Source organism: Sphingomonas fucosidasi, assembly GCF_036663855.1.
GTDB classification, from domain to species: domain Bacteria; phylum Pseudomonadota; class Alphaproteobacteria; order Sphingomonadales; family Sphingomonadaceae; genus Sphingomonas; species Sphingomonas faeni_B.
Window position 1 is genome coordinate 125285 of sequence record NZ_JAXOJR010000011.1, and the last position, 17378, is coordinate 142662.

General features: G+C 66.2%; 19 protein-coding genes. 11 read left to right on the plus strand and 8 right to left on the minus strand.

Annotated elements, in window-relative coordinates; translation table 11 throughout:
• Positions 1-21 precede the first annotated feature (21 nt).
• On the minus strand, positions 22-783 hold the full coding sequence (locus U1737_RS17885; protein ID WP_248524622.1) for a molybdopterin-dependent oxidoreductase: 762 nt from the start codon (positions 781-783) through the stop codon (positions 22-24).
• Positions 780-1526: a cytochrome b/b6 domain-containing protein gene (locus tag U1737_RS17890; RefSeq protein ID WP_248524623.1), complete on the minus strand. Its 747-nt coding sequence runs from the start codon at positions 1524-1526 to the stop codon at positions 780-782. Before U1737_RS17890 ends, U1737_RS17885 begins: the two co-directional genes overlap by 4 nt.
• A gap of 51 nt (positions 1527-1577) precedes the next feature.
• Between U1737_RS17890 and U1737_RS17895 the strand changes: the two genes are divergently transcribed.
• Positions 1578-2195: a flavin reductase family protein gene (locus U1737_RS17895; protein WP_332797711.1), complete on the plus strand. Its 618-nt coding sequence runs from the start codon at positions 1578-1580 to the stop codon at positions 2193-2195.
• Between the two features lie 348 nt (positions 2196-2543).
• On the opposite strand, the gene U1737_RS17900 is transcribed toward U1737_RS17895, so the two are convergent.
• The 4 genes from U1737_RS17900 to U1737_RS17915 form a co-directional block, all read right to left on the minus strand.
• The gene (locus U1737_RS17900; RefSeq protein WP_248524626.1) at positions 2544-3302 is read right to left on the minus strand and encodes a sulfite exporter TauE/SafE family protein; all 759 of its coding nucleotides are present in this window, start codon (positions 3300-3302) and stop codon (positions 2544-2546) included.
• The gene (rlmN, locus tag U1737_RS17905; protein ID WP_056061442.1) at positions 3295-4500 is read right to left on the minus strand and encodes a dual-specificity RNA methyltransferase RlmN; all 1206 of its coding nucleotides are present in this window, start codon (positions 4498-4500) and stop codon (positions 3295-3297) included. Before rlmN ends, U1737_RS17900 begins: the two co-directional genes overlap by 8 nt.
• Before the next feature lie 232 nt (positions 4501-4732).
• Positions 4733-5206 (minus strand): invasion associated locus B family protein, encoded by a 474-nt coding sequence (locus U1737_RS17910; protein ID WP_248524628.1) that lies wholly within the window; start codon positions 5204-5206, stop codon positions 4733-4735.
• A complete protein-coding gene (locus tag U1737_RS17915; protein WP_248524629.1) occupies positions 5203-5886 on the minus strand; it encodes a histidine phosphatase family protein in 684 nt (227 codons plus the stop codon). The genes U1737_RS17910 and U1737_RS17915 overlap by 4 nt, the downstream gene beginning before the upstream one ends.
• Positions 5887-6026: 140 nt before the next feature.
• On the opposite strand from U1737_RS17915, the gene U1737_RS17920 reads away from it, so the two are divergent.
• The 10 genes from U1737_RS17920 to U1737_RS17965 all read left to right on the plus strand — a co-directional run bounded on the left by U1737_RS17920 (position 6027) and on the right by U1737_RS17965 (position 16069).
• Positions 6027-6680: an outer membrane protein gene (locus U1737_RS17920; protein WP_248524630.1), complete on the plus strand. Its 654-nt coding sequence runs from the start codon at positions 6027-6029 to the stop codon at positions 6678-6680.
• 144 nt (positions 6681-6824) lie between these two features.
• Positions 6825-7943, plus strand: a complete 1119-nt coding sequence (dnaN, locus tag U1737_RS17925) for a DNA polymerase III subunit beta (RefSeq protein ID WP_056017955.1) — start codon at positions 6825-6827, stop codon at positions 7941-7943.
• A 54-nt stretch (positions 7944-7997) separates the two neighbouring features.
• Complete coding sequence (locus tag U1737_RS17930; protein WP_248524631.1) at positions 7998-8255, plus strand: type II toxin-antitoxin system Phd/YefM family antitoxin; 258 nt, start codon at positions 7998-8000, stop codon at positions 8253-8255.
• Positions 8242-8670, plus strand: coding sequence for a type II toxin-antitoxin system VapC family toxin (locus U1737_RS17935; RefSeq protein ID WP_332797712.1), 429 nt, complete (start codon positions 8242-8244; stop codon positions 8668-8670). The genes U1737_RS17930 and U1737_RS17935 overlap by 14 nt, the downstream gene beginning before the upstream one ends.
• Positions 8671-8722: 52 nt before the next feature.
• The gene (locus U1737_RS17940) at positions 8723-9532 is read left to right on the plus strand and encodes a Coq4 family protein (protein WP_332797713.1); all 810 of its coding nucleotides are present in this window, start codon (positions 8723-8725) and stop codon (positions 9530-9532) included.
• A 180-nt stretch (positions 9533-9712) separates the two neighbouring features.
• Positions 9713-10924 carry a DNA replication/repair protein RecF gene (locus U1737_RS17945; protein ID WP_332797714.1) on the plus strand — a complete coding sequence of 404 codons (1212 nt, stop codon included), beginning with the start codon at positions 9713-9715 and terminating at the stop codon, positions 10922-10924.
• A 107-nt stretch (positions 10925-11031) separates the two neighbouring features.
• Complete coding sequence (locus tag U1737_RS17950) at positions 11032-11826, plus strand: OmpA family protein (RefSeq protein WP_332797715.1); 795 nt, start codon at positions 11032-11034, stop codon at positions 11824-11826.
• A gap of 516 nt (positions 11827-12342) precedes the next feature.
• The gene (gene gyrB / locus U1737_RS17955; RefSeq protein WP_332797716.1) at positions 12343-14889 is read left to right on the plus strand and encodes a DNA topoisomerase (ATP-hydrolyzing) subunit B; all 2547 of its coding nucleotides are present in this window, start codon (positions 12343-12345) and stop codon (positions 14887-14889) included.
• 59 nt (positions 14890-14948) lie between these two features.
• Positions 14949-15221, plus strand: coding sequence for a hypothetical protein (locus tag U1737_RS17960; protein ID WP_332797717.1), 273 nt, complete (start codon positions 14949-14951; stop codon positions 15219-15221).
• Between the two features lie 14 nt (positions 15222-15235).
• Positions 15236-16069 (plus strand): shikimate 5-dehydrogenase, encoded by an 834-nt coding sequence (locus U1737_RS17965; RefSeq protein WP_332797729.1) that lies wholly within the window; start codon positions 15236-15238, stop codon positions 16067-16069.
• On the opposite strand, the gene U1737_RS17970 is transcribed toward U1737_RS17965, so the two are convergent.
• Both U1737_RS17970 and U1737_RS17975 read right to left on the minus strand, forming a co-directional pair.
• Positions 16006-16647 carry a DedA family protein gene (locus tag U1737_RS17970; RefSeq protein ID WP_332797718.1) on the minus strand — a complete coding sequence of 214 codons (642 nt, stop codon included), beginning with the start codon at positions 16645-16647 and terminating at the stop codon, positions 16006-16008. The two genes, U1737_RS17965 and U1737_RS17970, sit on opposite strands and share 64 nt — an antisense overlap.
• Positions 16648-16820: 173 nt before the next feature.
• A complete protein-coding gene (locus tag U1737_RS17975) occupies positions 16821-17327 on the minus strand; it encodes a DNA-deoxyinosine glycosylase (protein WP_248524641.1) in 507 nt (168 codons plus the stop codon).
• Between the last annotated feature and the right edge of the window lie 51 nt (positions 17328-17378).

The following is a 17378-nucleotide window of genomic DNA, read 5'->3' on the forward strand; positions in this document are numbered from 1 at the left end:
TTGCGCTACCCCCGCGGCGGCTTAGATTCCCGCGTACCAATCATAATCCACGTTATCTTCCCAATAGCCGCCCTTGCCCTTGCCGATTCCGGCGAGGCTGGCCACCGCATCGATCGCCATGACGTATTTCGCATGCTTGTAGCCCAGCTGTCGTTCGACTCTCAGTCGGACGGGCGCGCCGTGCGCAACGTCGAGTACGCGATCGTTGAGCGCCCAGGCCAGGATCGTCTGGGGGTGGAACGCGTCGATCAGGTCGATCGACTCGTAATAGGGCGTGCCGCGATACAGGTCCGCGCAGGTGAAGACGATGTAGCGCGCGGTGCTCTGCAACCCGGCGGCGCTGAGCAGTGCGCCAAGCTTCGGCCCACGCCATTTACCGATCGCGCTCCACCCCTCGACGCAGTCGTGGCGCGTGATCTGCGTGCGCGACGGCATCTGGCGGAGTTGCGGCAACGTCACCGACAACGGCCGATCGACCAGCCCGCCGACCTTCAGGCGATAGTCCGCGAAATTGTTCGCGACCATCGCGGTGTACCCGGGCGTACCCGGATCGCGCGTACCGTTCGATCGGAAGATCGGCGACATCTGCGCAGGGCTGAACTCAGGGACGAGCGCGTTACGGTTGGTCAGCGCGCGCTGCAGCCCGCGGTTCATGTCCTCTCCCATGAACAGGATTTTGCGCGCCTCGGGGTTCGCGGCGATCTTGTCGCACCCGGTCAGCAGCGCGCCCGTGCCGATCGTCGCGCCGGCAACCAGCGCGCGGCGGGTAATCAACGAACTCATGCGACGTCCTCCGGCACTGCCCAGCGTCCGGTGATCATCGACCGAACCTCGTTCCAGGCGCCGGCGAGAATGACCAGCGCGAGATGGGCGATGATGAACAGCACCAGTCCGGTGGCGGCAATAAAGTGGATCGAGCGCGCCGACTGCCGCCCGCCGAAAATCTCGAGCAACCACGGCCACGCGGCGTCCATGTTGGGCGACATGGCCAGCCCGGTCAGGATCATCACCGGGATCAGCACGAAGATCGTCGCCACGTACGACAGCTTCTGGAGGATATTGTACGCGCCCGGCCGCTTCGGATCGTGGAAGCGGAAGGCGAGATGCTCCTTCACGTCATGCGCCACCTCGCGCGGCGACAGCTCGGCAGCGCGGACACGAAGGTCGCGCTGGAAATGGCGGTTGATCAGGCTGACGATCATGAACCCGAGCAGCGCGAACGAGAGGACGAGCGCGAACAACAGGTGCCAGCGCCGCGAGATCGCAAGGTTGTAGCTCGCCGGGATCGTCAGCAGGTTGAGCAACGTCACCACCCAGCCCGGCCACTGGTCCAGCGTCGTCCAGGCGGTATCGAAATTCGCGCCGTATCTGCCCCAATAGAGTCGCGGATGCGCCTTCAATATGCCGATCCCGCTGCCGATCATGATGAACATCGTCACCACCGTCACCCAGTGCCAGACGCGCGTCGCCAGTGTGTGGCGCTTGACGGCCATGACGGTATGGGGGGTAACAGTGGGATCGTTCATGCTCGGTCTTCGCTCTAGCCTGTCGAAGCGCTCAATAGCAGGGATAAGCCTATGACCGAATGGCATTCTTACGAACCCGCGAATGGCCACCGCCTGCCGCACGATCCGCTCAACGGAATCGTCGCGCCGCGGCCGATCGGCTGGGTCAGCACGGTGTCGGCGAACGGCGTCGCCAACCTTGCGCCCTATTCGTTCTTCAACCTGTTCAACTACAGCCCGCCGCTGATCGGCTTCTCGTCGATGGGCTGGAAGGACAGCGTCGCCAATATCGAGGCGACCGGCGAGTTCGTCTGGAACCTCGTCTCGCGCGACCTGAGCGAGGCGATGAACACGACCGCTGCCAACGTCGCCGCCGATGTCGACGAGTTCGCGCTGGCCGGGTTGGAGATGGCCGCGTCGACCCACGTGAAGCCGCCCCGCGTGGCAGAGTCTCGCGCCCAGTTCGAATGCAAGCTGACTCAGCTGATCCGCCTCGAAACCAAGGACGGCCGAGAGCTCGACCAGTGGCTTGTGCTCGGCGAGGCGGTCGCGATTCACATCGACTCCGCGATGCTCGAGGACGGCGTCTACCAGACGGCACGTGCGAACCCGATCCTGCGCGGCGGCGGCCCGGCCGATTATTTCGAGATCACCGAAGATGCACTCTTTAAGATGCGCCGGCCGGGGTAACTCCCCCAATGTCCGTCATCACCTCAAAGTCCGTCATCCCAGCGAAAGCTAGGATCTCCCGGTAACGGAGCGCGCCCCTGCCGCACGAGACCCCAGCTTTCGCCGGGGTGACGGACATTGGGTCTGGCTGGGGCCGGGGTGACGCTTAGATCCGTCCGCGCCCCAAAGTCGTCATCTCAGCGAAAGCTGGGATCTCCCGGTAACGGAGCGCGCCCTTGCCGCACGAGACCCCAGCTTTCGCCGGGGTGACGGCTTCTTTTGGCGATGTGTAATGCCAAACCAAGAGTGTTCACCCGCGAAGGCGGGTGCCCAGACTGGGTCCCCGCCTTCGCGGGGAACCATAATGTGTCAGGCATAGGCCCTGTAAAAGAACACCATAGTCGTCGCGATGGTCACCAGCAGCGTCCACACCCGGATAACCTGCGGCGACAGCAACAACCCCAGCTTCGCCCCGTAATGCCCGCCGACGATCCCGCCGATCAGCATCGGCACGCACAGCGCCCACACCACCATCCCGGTCGCGATGAAGATGATCGTCGCGGCAAGGTTCGCGACCGCCAGCATCAGCGTCCGCGGCGGCGCGAGCGTCGCTGGTGTCGCGCCCGACAACAGCCCCCACGCCGCGGTCAGCATCAGCCCGACTCCGCCCCCGAAATAGCCGCCGTAAATCCCCAGCAGCGCCTGCACCCCGACCAGCGACTTCGGCCCGATCTCGACCCTCGACCTGAGCCACAACGACGCCCGAGTCCCGAACGCGATCGCCAGCGTCGCGAACAGCAATAGCCACGGCACGATCAGGTCGAACGCGCGCGCCGATGTCGCCACCAGCAACAGGCTGCCGACCAGGCCGCCGACGAAGGTGACCCCCGCCATCGTTCGCATGCCGACGCCCGAGATCGGCTGAAGCCCATGCCGATACGCCCACGCACTCGCCATCGCACCGGGCTGAAGCGAGACGTTGCTGGTCGCGTTGGCGAAGGTCGAGGGCACGCCGAGCCCGATCAGCGTCGGCATCGTCGCGAAGCTCCCGCCGCCCGCCAGCGCATTCATCGCACCGCCGAGAACGCCCGCCCCTGCCGCCAGCGCAACCGCACTCCACTCAAGCAAAAGCGTCGGACTCGGCGGCGGCCTCGCGATCAATCTGCGCCCGGCTCTTCTTCTCCGACGCGGTCTTCAGCTGGCCGCACGCCGCATCGATGTCGCGCCCGCGCGGCGTCCGCACCGGCGCGGAGATCCCTGCACCAAACACGATGCTGGAGAACGACTTGATCCGCTCGGGCGTCGAGCACTCGTATTGCGCACCCGGCCACGGATTGAACGGAATGAGGTTCACCTTCGCCGGCAGCTCGTATTTCCGCAGCAACCGCACGAGTTCGCGCGCGTCGTCGTCGGAGTCGTTCTTGTCCTTCAGCATCACGTACTCGAACGTGATCCGCCGCGCGTTGTTCGTGCCGGGATAATCCGCGCACGCCTGCAACAATTCCTCGATGCCGTATTTCCGGTTGAGCGGCACGATCTCGTCGCGCACCTCCTTGGTCACCGCATGCAGCGACACGGCCAGGTTCACGCCGATCTCGGCCCCCGCGCGCGCCATCATCGGCACCACGCCCGACGTCGACAGAGTGATCCGCCGACGGCTGAGCGCCAGCCCTGCGCCGTCCATCACCAGCTTCAGCGCATCGCGGACATTCTCGAAATTATACAGCGGCTCGCCCATCCCCATCATCACGATGTTGGTGAGCATGCGGCCTTCCGGCTGGCTCGGCCATTCGCCCAACGAGTCGCGCGCGAGCATCACCTGACCGACGATTTCGGCGGGCGTCAGATTGCGTACCAGCCGCATCGTGCCGGTGTGACAGAAGGTGCAGTTGAGCGTGCAGCCGACCTGGCTCGACACGCACAACGTGCCGCGATCCGCGTCCGGGATGAACACCATCTCGTAATCCTGCGCGTCATCCGATCGCAGCAGCCATTTCCGCGTCCCGTCGGTCGACACCTGCGCCTCGACCACGTTGGGCCGGCTGATCACGAAGCGCTGCTCGAGCCACGGGTGCATCGTCTTCGAGATGTCGGTCATCGCCGAGAACTCGGTCGCGCCGCGGTTGTAGATCCAGTGCCACAGCTGCTTGGCGCGCAGCTTGGCCTGCTTCTCCTCGAGCTGCGACGTCTCCAACGCCATCCGCAGATCGGCGAGCGACAGCCCGAGCAGGTCGATCCGCCCGTCGCTGCGCGGCACGAAGCTGCGGGGAACGGGCACGGGATCGATGTGCCCCGGAATAGGCATGAGGTTCGCGGCGGTCTGCATGGCGCGGCCCTTAGCGGAATTCTGCTGATTTTTCTACTGGCTGCGGGGAGGGGGGGCAGAGTCGGCGCAGTCAGGCCGAACGTCACCCAAAATAACCACCACCCCGGCGAAGGCCGGGGCCCAATTGGAAAGGTCGTCGCAACGGAGGACTGAGCGTCGTTACACCCGTCCCCCAATTGGGCCCCGGCCTCCGCCGGGGTGGTGGTACTGAGTGAGGGCGAATGCCTACAGTTCAGCCTCCGCTACACGCCAGCGCGGCCGCATCGATCGCCGTCGCCGCCCCGGACAGCGCATACACATCCGCAAACGGTCGCCCCCCGACACCGACCGCCTCGACGCTCGTGCTCCGCCCCGATCGCAGCGCCGCGACGATCGCGCGGTCGCTCGGCGCATCGCTCGCCCAGGCATCCAGCCCGTTCGCCACCAACGCGAATCGTCGTTCGCCGATCGTCAGCGTCACCCCCGCGGATCGATCACGTTCGCGGCTGAGACGGATGTGGAGCGAGGCCCTTAGACCGCGCTTCGGCCAGGTCGCGATGCTCGCGAAACCGCTCGACCGGCCACCCGCCATCACCGGCCGCGCGATCGCGTAACAGCGCTCGGGTGCCGCGTCGCGAAAAGCACCCCAGCCCTTGTAGATGCCGATCGTCTCGCGCGCCGATGCCGGAACCGCGATCGCGAGGATCAGCAGAGTCGCCAATCTCACGCCGGGGCGAAACCGGTACCGAGATGCGGCACGGTCGCGCGGCCGTTCTCGACCAGCGTCACCGATCCCTGCGGCAGGCCTGTCGCAACCGGCGCGCCCAGCAGCGGATCGACCGGCGCGCCCGTCATCACGCCCAGCATCACCCGGCTGGAAATGCCGTGCATGATCACCAAACGGTCGCCCGGATCCTCCGCGGTATCGGCCAGCCAGCCACCAACGCGCGCCGCGATTTGCGGATACGTCTCGCCGTCCGGCGCAGGCTTCAACGTACCGCCCGGCAGCATCACCGGCCCGACCTCGTCGATCACGTCCGCGTAATAGCGTCCGCCCCAGGACCCCATGTCGATCTCGACCAACCGCGGATCGGTCCGCACGTCATGCCAATCGAGCTCCAGATGTTCGCAGATCACCGCCAGCGTCTGCAGTGCCCGCCCGGTCGGCGACGCCCACAATGTCAGCGCCGGCTTCGCCCCCAGCAATCCGCGCAACGCCCGACCAAGCTCGTCCGCCTGAGCAAAGCCCGCGCGCGTCAACGGTGTATGCGCGGCATCCCCTTGCAACCGGTGCGCCGCGTTGAACACGGTTTCGCCGTGCCGTGCGACGAAATCACGCCCCTTGCGCGGGGCCGGAGTATCGCTTGAACGGGCGTCCGCTTCACCCTGCCGTTGGCTTGGAATCATAGCCCGCGTTTCAACCCCCTGTGGCGCAAAAGCAACGGATTTCCGCGTTTATCTGGGGTTCATGCAACGCTCGGGCGGTTGGTCCATTGGAGCGGTCCACCCCGCGTTTTGGGGTGCCCAGATAGTAAGGAGTAACCCCAATGCGTACGCTTATCGCCGTCTCGCTGCTCGCCACGACAGCCGTCGCAGCACCCGCTCTCGCGCAGACCAACCCGACCTTCACCGGCCCCCGCGTCGAGGCCACGCTCGGCTACGACCACACCGGCGCCGGCAGCAGCGTGTCCAACAACAACGGGCGCGACGACCAGAAGATCGATGGCCTGCTGTACGGCGGCGGCATCGGCTACGACATCGCCATGTCGAACAACGTCGTGCTCGGGGCTGAGGCCGAACTGACCGGCTCGACCTCGAAGAGCGACCGCAACGACTATACCAGCGACTTCGGCTTCGGCCGCGTCAAGCAGGGCCGCGATATCTATGTCGGCGCGCGCGCGGGCTATGTCGTCGCTCCGACGACGATGCTGTACGTCAAGGGCGGCTACACCAATGCCAAGCTGAACGTGCTCGCCGGCGACACCAACCAGACGACCGACACCGATTTCAATCTCGACGGCTGGCGCGTTGGTGCCGGTGCCGAGCACGCGGTTGGTCCGAACAGCTATGCCAAGCTCGAATATCGCTATTCGAAGTACGAGCGCAGCAACATCGACTATGCGACCGGCGGCACCAGCGGCCGATTCGACGTCGATACGGATCGTCACCAGGTAGTCGCCAGCTACGGCTTCCGCTTCTGATCGAAACGGTGCGCGCGTTTTAACGCGACGTTTACCGTGATCAAAGAAGGGTCGGGGCGCTTGCTCCGACCCTTTGTTGTTGGGTAAGCCATCTGCGGATTGCCCCCAGCCCCGAGTCCGGCTGTGGTGGCGGGGGGAATTTTGATGAAGGCGACGATCGAACGCGCAACGCTCCTCAAGGGGCTGAGCCATGTCCAGTCCGTGGTGGAGCGGCGCAACACCATCCCCATTCTGTCGAACGTGCTGATCGAGGCGACCGCCGAGGGCACGCTGAAGCTGATGGCGACCGATCTTGATCTCCAGATCAACGAATCGATCGCCGCCGCGGTCGACCAGCCCGGCGCGACCACCGTGTCCGCGCACACGCTGTTCGACATCGCGCGCAAGCTCCCCGAGGGCTCGCAGGTCCAGCTCGCCGCGTCGGAAGGCCGGATGAGCATCGTCGCAGGCCGTGCGCGCTTCTCGCTCGGCACGCTGCCGCGCGACGATTTCCCGGTGATCGCCGAGGGCGAACTGCCGACCCAGTTCGAACTGCCCGCCGAGACGCTCAAGCAGATCATCGACAAGACGCGCTTCGCGATCTCGACCGAAGAGACGCGCTATTACCTCAACGGTATCTTCCTGCACGTGGCGGACGGCGACAGCTCGAACCCGGTGCTGAAGGCCGCTGCGACCGACGGCCACCGCCTCGCGCGCGTCACGCTGCCGCGGCCCGAGGGTGCCGAATCGATGCCCGACGTGATCGTGCCCCGGAAGTGCATCGGCGAGTTGCGCAAACTGCTCGACGAGGTCGACGGCTCGGTCGGCGTGTCGCTGTCGCCGACCAAGATCCGATTCGACTTGGGCCAGGCGATCCTGACCTCGAAGCTGATCGACGGTACCTTCCCCGATTACAGCCGCGTGATCCCGACCGGCAACGACAAGATCCTCAAGATCGACCCGAAGAGCTTCATGGAAGGCGTCGACCGCGTCTCCACGATCGCGACGGAGAAGACGCGCGCCGTGAAGATGGCACTCGACCGCGACAAGATCACGCTGTCGGTGACCTCGCCAGAGAATGGCACCGCGGCTGAGGAAGTCCCCGGTGATTACGTCGCGCTCCCGTTCGAGATCGGCTTCAACAGCCGCTATCTGATGGACATCCTCGCGCAGATCGACGGCGACATGGTCGAAGTGCACCTCGCCGACGCCGCCGCCCCGACGCTGATCCGCGAGAACGACAAGTCGCCCGCGCTGTACGTGCTGATGCCGATGCGGGTGTGATTCGGTCTGCCTGTCGCGCCGTGGTATAGCGGGGCGGCAGGCAGGAGCCGGATCATGGACTCGATCAATATCGCGGATCTGAAAGACGAGCTGGACACGTTGATCGACCGGCTCGAAGCTGGCGAGGCCGTGCAGATCATGCGTGACGGCCAGTACTTCGCCTGCGTCACGCCAGCGGCGCCACCTCTGCCACCCCGCCAGCCCATCGATTTCGATGCGCTGAGGGCGTTGCGCGCGACGACGGTCAATCACGCCGGGGGCATCAATAGCAGCATGACGGTCGAGGAAATGCGCCGTCATGATCTATTGTGACACGTCGCTGCTTGTCGCCCTCCTAGTCCCAGAAACCCACAGCATCGTCGCGGATCTTTGGATGCGCGAACAATCGGCGGGTGCGCTATTCGCCAGCGCATGGGTCGGCACCGAGTTAGCCGGCGCGCTTGCGCTGAAGCGTCGGCTTGGTGAGCTTGACGACGTCACTCATGCAAAAGTCACACGGGCTGCGGCGGTGCTGCTTACGTCGCTATCGTCGATACCGGTCGAAACTGGCCATTTTGTCGACGCGCAGCGACTCGTCTCATCGCCACCAAAGGGCCTGCGATCAGGTGATGCCCTGCATCTGGCGATCGTGGTCGACCAAGCGCTGGGCCTCGCGACGTTCGACAGGCAATTGGCCGGCGCGGCGCGCCACAATGGTGTGGAGGTTGTCGCTCTACTGCCGGCTTGACCGCAAGGATTGGCTCCAGTACTAACAACAATGTCAGTAAGGAGTCGACTCGATGGCGAAGCTTCCTCCGTTTCCCGGTACGATCGGTCGTCGCGATTGGCGTACGGCGTTCGATGCGATCAAGAAATTGCTCGCGAACGGTGACGACACGACGCAGGTGTTCCGGATCATGCGCGCGCTGAACGTCGGTAATGCACCGATGAATTACGCGCGACTGATCGCCACCGAGCAAGGCGGGCGGATCGCCTATGACCGCGTCGAACTAGCGCAGCGTTTCTCCGATCCCGCGTTCGTCGCGAGCTTCGCGCCCGGCACGGTCGGCGCAGCGTATCGCACTTTCCTCGAGACGACGGGCTATTCCGCGGACGGGCTGGTCGAGGTCTCGCGGCTCGTGCCGTCCGAGGACGATCTGGCGCATCCCTATGCGTGGTTCGGCCGGCGGGTCCGCGATACGCACGATATCTGGCACGTGCTGACCGGCTACAAGGCGGACGAGAGCATGGGCGAAGCGGCGCTGGTCGCGTTCAGCTATGCGCAGGTCGGCGGGCTCGGCTGGGCGCTGATCGGTTCCGCCGCAGCGCTGAAGAGCATGCGTGTTACGGGGAGCAAGCTGTTCGCGAAGGCGGTCTGGGAAGGCTATCGCAATGGGCGCAAAGCGAAGTGGATTTCCGGCGAGGATTATCTCGAACTGCTCCACGAACCGCTGGAGGCCGCGCGCTCACGGCTCGGCATCGTCACGCCGGTCGCCTATCTGCGGGCGCAGCGCGAACTCGGCCCGGAACTCGCATCGTATCTCAGCATGCAGAAGGCGGCGACCGCGACGGCTGCACCCGTGATCGCGCCGGAGCGGATCGCCGCCTGACGCGATGCTTGATAACGGACTGGGCGTGTCGCTAACGGGGCGTGGTCAGATCGATGCCCCACCCCGTTCGTGCTGAGCGAAGTCGAAGCACCGTAGCTTGAGCCGCGCCCTTCGACTTCGCTCAGGCCGAACGGAAAAGGGCGATGCAATCTCTTTCGAAACTGCTCTAAGGCCGGGGCAATGCTGTCGCGCCTGGTCCTTACCGATTTCCGCAACCATGCTGACCTGACGCTTCAGCCGAGTTCAGGGTTCGTCGTGCTGACCGGCGAGAACGGCGCTGGCAAGACGAATATCCTGGAGGCGGTGTCGCTGCTCGCGCCCGGCCGCGGGCTGCGGAGAGCGGCTCTCGGCGAGATGGCGAGGCAGGGCGGGGCGGGCGGCTTCGGCGTCGCGGCGACCTTGTCCCCACAACGCGAGCGGCAGGGCGCCACCGAATTCCCCTCCCGCTTGCGGGAGGGGTCAGGGGAGGGCGCGACGTACGTACTGGCGTCCGGCGTCGAGGAAAACGCGCCCCTCCCCCGCCCCCTCCCGCAAGCGGAAGGGGAGAAGGAAGCCGCCGCCGAAGTCGACGTCGCAACCGGCACGCTGGCCTCCGCCCCCGAGCGCCGCATCGTCCGCATCCAGGGCGCAACCACCACCGCCAACGCGCTCGCCGAGTGGCTCACGATCCTCTGGCTCACCCCGGCGATGGACCGCCTCTTCGTCGCCCCCGCCGGCGAACGCCGGGGCTTTCTCGACCGCCTCACGCTGGCCCTCGCCCCCGCCCACGCGCACCACGCCGCCCGCTACGACGCGGCGATGCGCGCGCGCAACCGCCTGCTCGCCGACGAAGGCCGCCCCGATGGCGACTGGCTCTCCGCGCTCGAAGCGCAGATGGCCGAGCACGGCGACGCGGTCGATGCTGCCCGGCGCGCGACCGTCGCGCTGCTCGGCACGAGGCTCGCGCATCAGGACGACGGCCCGTTTCCCCGCGCCGGCCTGACGCTCGAAGGCTGGGCCGGCGACACCACCTGCCTCCAAGCCGACCTCGCGCAAGGCCGCGCGCGCGATGCCGCCGCCGGTCGCACGCTCAGCGGACCCCACCGCGTCGACCTAGCGGTAACGCATCTCGACAAGGCGCGCGCAGCCTCGCTCGCGTCGACCGGCGAACAGAAGGCGCTCCTCCTCGGCATCGTCCTCGCGCATGCCGAACTGGTGGCGGAGCGGACCGGCCAGTCGCCGGTGCTGCTGCTCGACGAGGTCGCCGCACATCTCGATCCGGCCCGACGCGCGGCATTGTTCGAGCGGCTATCGGGACGCGGGCAGGTGTGGATGACCGGCACCGAAGATGCGCTGTTCGACGCGATCGGCAGCGGCGCGACGCGCATCGCGCTCGGCCACGCTAACCACTGAAAGAAAAAGATAATCTTCGGCTGAACACAGGCTGTCGATCGAGGTCACTGTGCGTTCAAGCGGCCGCGGGCAGAGCCCGTCCCATCGAAGATCACGGAGAGTTCACGATGTCCCATAAACTTGCCCGCGCCGCCCTCGGTATCCTGATGGCCACCGCGACCGTCGCGCCTGCGCTGGCGCAGGGCCAGGCACGCTTCGACCCGCGCACGGCGCCCTGGACCCGGCCTGGGTATCGGCTGGTCGGCGCCGGCGTGCCGATCCTGTTCCCCGAGCTGCGCAATACGCCACGCGGTCGTGCGTTCGTGATGCCGAACTTCGACGCGAACGGCGACGGCCGGATCAACCGCCAGGAAGCCGACGACGCCAACCGCGAATTCACACGGCTTGCCGGCCCGCGTCGCGACCGGTTCGACTGGGACGCCTATGGCCGCGACCCGCGCGGCTATCGCGGCGGCCGCGGCGGGACCACGGTGGTTGAGACCGTGACCACCTGGGATCGCGGTGCGATGCGCAACTACGGCTTCCGCCAGACCCCGCGCGGCGCCACGCTGACGCTGCAGGAGGACGTGCTGTTCCGCACCGACAGCGCCGTGCTGCGTCCCGGCGCGATCGAGAAACTGCGCCCGCTCGCCCGCTATTTGCGCGCCAACCCCGGCGTCCGCGTGTCGATCGACGGCTTCACCGATTCGCGCGGTACCGACGCGCATAACCAGGACCTGTCCGAGCGCCGCGCGGCGAGCGTTCGCCAGGCGTTCGACGACATGGACGTCGTCCGCGCCCGCTTTAGCGTCGTCGGCCACGGCGAGCGCGACCCGGTCGCGACGAATGCGACGGCCGCGGGGATGCGCCTCAATCGGCGTGTCGAAGTGACCCTACTCGGCCAGCGCGCCGACCGTTTCTGAGGCCGGCCTCCCTCTCCCCGCCGGGGAGAGGGAAGGGGCCCGCCGCCCTTGCGGTGGGAAGGGTGAGGGGCGTGAGGCTCGGGAGCGCGCCCCAACTCCCCTTCACCCTTCCGTCGCCTGCGACTCCTCCCTCACTCTCCCCAAGGGGAGAGGGACTTCGGCCACCACCGCGCTGGCCACCACCCCGGCGAAGGCCGGGGCCCAGTTGGAGGACGTCGATAGCGAATTGCAGTCGGTCGTTACCGCGACCCTTCCATCTGGGCCCCGCCTTCGCCGGGGTGGTGCATCGGCGGTGACGGGTTCGCCCGAGCCGTCGTCCTGCACGGCCTGACCCTGTCATCCTCTTTGCATGGTGATCCGAACCCCCTCGAAGCCCACACCCCCGACACCCGAACGCCACAGCCACGCCAAAACGCTCCCTGCGTCGGCACTTCCTGCACTTCGCTCGCCGCCCACCCCGCCACCGCGCAGGCCATTTCGCTTCCGTTTCGGCCCCTGCGTGCCTATATACTTGTCATGGCATCCAACCCCGAAACCAATAATCCCAACGTCCCGAACATGGGCGATTACGGCGCGGACTCGATCAAGGTCCTCAAGGGCCTCGACGCGGTCCGCAAGCGCCCCGGCATGTATATCGGCGATACCGACGACGGGTCGGGCCTCCACCACATGGTGTTCGAGGTCAGCGACAACGCGATCGACGAGGCGCTCGCCGGGCATTGCGACCGGATCGACATCGTCCTCAACGCCGACGGTTCGGTCAGCGTTACCGACAACGGTCGCGGCATCCCGACCGGCATCCACACCGAGGAAGGCGTGTCCGCAGCCGAGGTCATCATGACCCAGCTCCACGCCGGCGGTAAGTTCGAGAACACCAACGACGAGAATGCGTACAAGGTCTCGGGCGGCCTGCACGGCGTCGGCGTCTCGGTCGTCAACGCGCTCAGCGAGTGGCTCGACCTGACGATCTGGCGCGACGGCAAGGAGCATTACATGCGCTTCGCGTTCGGCGACGCGGTGATGCCGCTCAAGATCGTCGGCGACGCGGCCGAGGGCCAGAAGGGCACGCGCGTCACCTTCTTCCCGTCGCCCGCCACCTTCAAGATCACCGATTTCGACTTCGACAAGCTCGAACATCGCTACCGCGAACTGGCGTTCCTCAACTCGGGCGTCCGCCTGTTTCTCTCCGACGCCCGGCACGAGGAGATGAAGACCGTCGAGCTCTATTACGAGGGCGGCATCGCCGCGTTCGTGAAGTATCTCGATCGCGCCAAGGTGCCGTTGATGCCCGAGCCGGTCGCGATCACTGGCACGCGCGACGACGTCACGATGGACGTCGCGCTCCAGTGGAACGACTCGTATTACGAGAACGTCCTCGCCTTCACGAACAACATTCCGCAGCGCGACGGCGGCACGCACATGGCCGCATTCCGCGCCGCGCTGACCCGCACGCTTAACAACTATGCCGAGAAATCCGGCATGTTGAAGAAGGAAAAGGTCCAGCTCACCGGCGACGACATGCGCGAGGGCCTCACCGCAATCGTCTCGGTCAAGCTGCCCGATCCGAAGTTCAGCAGCCAGACCAAGGACAAGCTCGTCTCGTCCGAAGTCCGTCAGCCCTTGGAAAGCCTGATGGCCGACAAGATGGCGGAGTGGCTGGAAGAGAACCCCGCGCACGGCAAGGCGATCGTCGCCAAGATCATCGACGCCGCCGCCGCGCGCGAGGCGGCCAAGCGCGCCCGCGAACTGACGCGGCGCAAGGGCGTGATGGACATCGCCTCGCTGCCCGGCAAGCTCGCCGACTGTCAGGAGCGCGATCCCGCCAAGTCCGAGCTGTTCCTGGTCGAGGGTGACTCGGCCGGCGGCTCGGCCAAGCAGGGCCGCGATCGCCACTTCCAGGCGATCCTTCCCCTACGCGGCAAGATCCTGAACACCGAGCGCGCGCGCGAAGACCGCATGCTGTCGAGCCGCGAGATCGGCACGCTCATCACCGCGATGGGCACCGGCATCCGCGACGACTTCAACGCGGACAAGCTGCGCTACCACAAGATCGTCATCATGACCGACGCAGACGTCGACGGCGCGCATATCCGCACGCTGCTGCTGACGCTGTTCTATCGCCACATGCCCAAGATCATCGAGGGCGGGTACCTCTACATCGCCCAGCCACCGCTGTACAAAGCGACCAAGGGCCGGTCCGAAATGTACCTGAAGGACGACGCCGCGCTCGACGAGTATCTGGTCGATGCGGGTGTCTCGACGATGGTCCTCGAAGGTCCGGCCGGCACGCGCACCGGCGAAAAGCTCAAGGACCTGGTCGATCACGCGCGCCGGATGCGGACGCTGATGCGCTACGTCCCCAAGCGCTACGACGCCGGGATGATCGAGGCATTGGCGCTCGGCGGCGTGTTCGATCCCGAGGCATCGGTCGAGGACCGCACCTCGGGTCTCGAAACCGTGACGCGTCGTCTCGAACTCGATGACGGCGATGCCCGCTGGACCGCGGTGCTGACCGAAGACGGCGGCATCCACTTCCAGCGCGCGTGGCGCGGTGTCACCGATCACCACATCATCGAAGCGAGCTTCTTGGTGTCCGCCGAAGCGCGCAAACTCCACGCGCTATCGGGCGAACAGGCCGAGAGCTACGCGCAGACCTCGAACCTTGTCCCCGTCAGCAAGGCGACGCAGGCGGACGAACCGGAAGTCGAGACGGCGGCTGAAGAGGGTGCAGAACCTGAAGCCGGCGTGATCGGCTCCGCCACCGCGGTCGTCGCGACCCGCGGCTCGACCCAGGTGTCGCGCCCGAGCCACCTGCTCGACGCGATCCTGACCGCCGGCCGCAAGGGTCTCGCGATCCAGCGTTACAAGGGTCTCGGCGAGATGAACGCCGAACAGCTCTGGGAGACCACGCTCGATCCGACCGTACGCTCGATGCTTCGCGTGACGGCTTTGAACGCCGAGAGTGCGAACGAGATCTTCACCCAGCTGATGGGCGAAGTCGTCGAACCCCGCCGCGAGTTCATCCAGGACAACGCGCTCAACGTTGCCAATCTCGACGTCTGATCGCGGAACATCGAGCGTTCAACCGCGCTTAACGGCCATCTATCAAGGAGTGCATAGGCATGGCCGAAGACCGGTTGGACATCGATCTGAAGACCGTCGAGGACAATAGCGACCTGCGCCAAGTCGAGTTCGAAGGCGAAGTGAGCGACGAGCGGTATCAGTTCGCGGTGCAATATGACGTGCTCGAAGCGCTGAGCACGGTCGCGCCGGAAGGCGATGCCGTGGCGCTTTTCAAGCGACACGCTGACGAGATCGCCGGCCTCGGCGTGGTTGCGCTCGCCCGCGACCCGGATCAGGAGATCGTCGTGATCAGCGAGAACGATCTCAATTGACGAATGTGAAGCAGGTGGGCGTCAAGCCTCCGATCGGCCGCGAAACCCGCCTTTGCATGTCGCTGGCGGCGCGGCCCGGCAATTTTGGATCGCGGTTCCAAAACCGCCTCTACGAGGTGCTCGGACTCGATTACGTCTACAAGGCGTTCACGACCGACGATCTGGCCGGCGCGGTCGGCGGTATTCGCGCGCTCGCCATTCGTGGGTGCGCGGTGTCGATGCCGTTCAAGGAGGCGGTGATCCCGATGCTCGACGTGCTCGATCCGTCGGCGCGGGCGATAAGCAGCGTCAATACGATCGTTAACGATCGTGCTGACGGCGTGGGCGTGCTGACCGGGTTCAACACCGATTATACGGCCGTCCGGCTTTTGCTCGGATCGCACGACATCGATCCGGCGATGCGCTTCATCCTGCGCGGATCGGGCGGAATGGCGAAGGCGGTGGCGACGGCGTTGCACGATGCCGGGTTTGCGAACGGAACGATCGTCGCCCGCAACGAGGGGGCAGGGCGCGCGCTCGCAGAGACGCATGGCTATGACTGGGCCGCCGAGCCCGACGCGGCGGGGGCACCCCTGCTGGTCAACGTGACGCCGCTCGGCATGGCCGGTGCGGACGCCGACGTGCTGGCGTTCGACGCGCAGTCGATCGCGGGGTGCGAGGTGGCATTCGACGTCGTGGCGCTACCCGTCGAGACGCCGTTCCTCGCCGCGGCGCGTGCGGCAGGCAAGCGCGTCATCACCGGGGCGGAGGTTGCTACGTTGCAGGCGCTGGAGCAGTTCGTGCTTTATACGGGCGTTCGTCCGGATCGATCGACTGTGGAGGATGCCGCGGCGTTCGCGCGCGCCTGACCCGAAGCGGTTTTCCGCGCGTGCCGCCCGCGCCAGAACCGGACGCAGGCGATCACCAGGGCGATGACGGCGATCAGGATCGCGACGCCGAGCAGCTTCTGTCGTGGCATGATCCGGTCGACCAGAGCGATCAGGCCGTCGCCGAACACATAGCCGATCCCTGTGAAGAGCACGCCCCACACCAGCGCGGAAATCGCATTGAGCACCACGAAGGTGCGTGCGGGAACATGCGAGGTCCCGACCGCGATCGGACTTATGGTGCGCAGGCCGTAGAGGAAGCGGAAGCTGAGAATGAATAGGGTCGGATGGCGATCGAGCGTGTCGAGCGCCTTGGCGAAGGTCGGTTTCTCGGCGATCCGGCGGACCAGCTTGGTATCGCGGTAACGGCGACCGGCGAAGAAGAAGAGCTGGTCGGCGAAGAAGGATCCGGCCACCGCCGCCGCCGCGCTGCCGGCCAGCGGCAGCATATGCTGGTGGGCCAGCAAGCCGCCGGTGACGACGCTGGTCTCGCCCTCGAACGCGGCGCCGAGGAAGATCGCGGCAAGGCCGTATTGGGCGATGAAGCTTTCGATCGACATCCGCTGCCCTTGCCGGAGAGCACGGGGTTAAGCCAGCCGTGGTTGCTCGTCGCGCCGAAGCATTGCGCCCCTTGGCCGTGTCGCTCGTGCGGTGCAGATCGGGTCGGCAAAGCCGTGGCGGAAGGCGGGGACCATGGGGTCGTAAAGGGTGGTCCTGCGTCTCGGCTGGGGCGCTAGGCGGGCGGGCCTAGCAGGAACGCGGCGAGTGCGCTCCAGGCGGGCTGCTTTGCGGCGATGCCGACGGTGTGAAGCGGGCTGCTGGAGGGGAGCGCGACGATCTCCGGTCCGATAAAATCGCGGCCTAACAGCTTCATGCCCTGTTTCAGCGCCGTGCCCCCGTTGAACGCGATCGCGCGCAGGTGAGGGAGTGTCGCGACGAGGCCGGCGATGTCGTTGCCCTTGATATCGTTGATCGCGGCGTCGGTGCTGCCTGGGCGGCTGGCCGATCCGATCACGTCCCAAAGCGCGACCCGATGCTCGCGCAGCACGGCGAGGCGATCGTCATAGGCGAGCGCGACGAGGTCGCGTCCCACGACCGGCGACAGCAACTGCCAGAACTGGTTCTGGGGATGCGCGTAATAGCGCTGTGCGGCGAGCGAGCGGTCGCCGGGCAGACTGCCCAGGACGAGAAGGCGGGCATCGGGCGAAACGATCGGGGGGAAGGAGTGTTTGAGGGGCATGGAGCGGACCTAGCGGGGTCATGCACGAACACCGATCGCAAAATGGCGTTC

Coding starts and splice junctions, on each gene's coding strand:
- U1737_RS17885 (WP_248524622.1), bottom strand. CDS start 783: ATGAGTTCGTTGATTACCCGCCGCGCGCTGGTTGCCGGCGCGACGATC.
- U1737_RS17890 (WP_248524623.1), bottom strand. CDS start 1,526: ATGAACGATCCCACTGTTACCCCCCATACCGTCATGGCCGTCAAGCGC.
- U1737_RS17895 (WP_332797711.1), top strand. CDS start 1,578: ATGACCGAATGGCATTCTTACGAACCCGCGAATGGCCACCGCCTGCCG.
- rlmN (WP_056061442.1), bottom strand. CDS start 4,500: ATGCAGACCGCCGCGAACCTCATGCCTATTCCGGGGCACATCGATCCC.
- U1737_RS17915 (WP_248524629.1), bottom strand. CDS start 5,886: ATGATTCCAAGCCAACGGCAGGGTGAAGCGGACGCCCGTTCAAGCGAT.
- U1737_RS17920 (WP_248524630.1), top strand. CDS start 6,027: ATGCGTACGCTTATCGCCGTCTCGCTGCTCGCCACGACAGCCGTCGCA.
- dnaN (WP_056017955.1), top strand. CDS start 6,825: ATGAAGGCGACGATCGAACGCGCAACGCTCCTCAAGGGGCTGAGCCAT.
- U1737_RS17930 (WP_248524631.1), top strand. CDS start 7,998: ATGGACTCGATCAATATCGCGGATCTGAAAGACGAGCTGGACACGTTG.
- U1737_RS17935 (WP_332797712.1), top strand. CDS start 8,242: ATGATCTATTGTGACACGTCGCTGCTTGTCGCCCTCCTAGTCCCAGAA.
- U1737_RS17940 (WP_332797713.1), top strand. CDS start 8,723: ATGGCGAAGCTTCCTCCGTTTCCCGGTACGATCGGTCGTCGCGATTGG.
- U1737_RS17945 (WP_332797714.1), top strand. CDS start 9,713: ATGCTGTCGCGCCTGGTCCTTACCGATTTCCGCAACCATGCTGACCTG.
- U1737_RS17950 (WP_332797715.1), top strand. CDS start 11,032: ATGTCCCATAAACTTGCCCGCGCCGCCCTCGGTATCCTGATGGCCACC.
- gyrB (WP_332797716.1), top strand. CDS start 12,343: ATGGCATCCAACCCCGAAACCAATAATCCCAACGTCCCGAACATGGGC.
- U1737_RS17960 (WP_332797717.1), top strand. CDS start 14,949: ATGGCCGAAGACCGGTTGGACATCGATCTGAAGACCGTCGAGGACAAT.
- U1737_RS17970 (WP_332797718.1), bottom strand. CDS start 16,647: ATGTCGATCGAAAGCTTCATCGCCCAATACGGCCTTGCCGCGATCTTC.
- U1737_RS17975 (WP_248524641.1), bottom strand. CDS start 17,327: ATGCCCCTCAAACACTCCTTCCCCCCGATCGTTTCGCCCGATGCCCGC.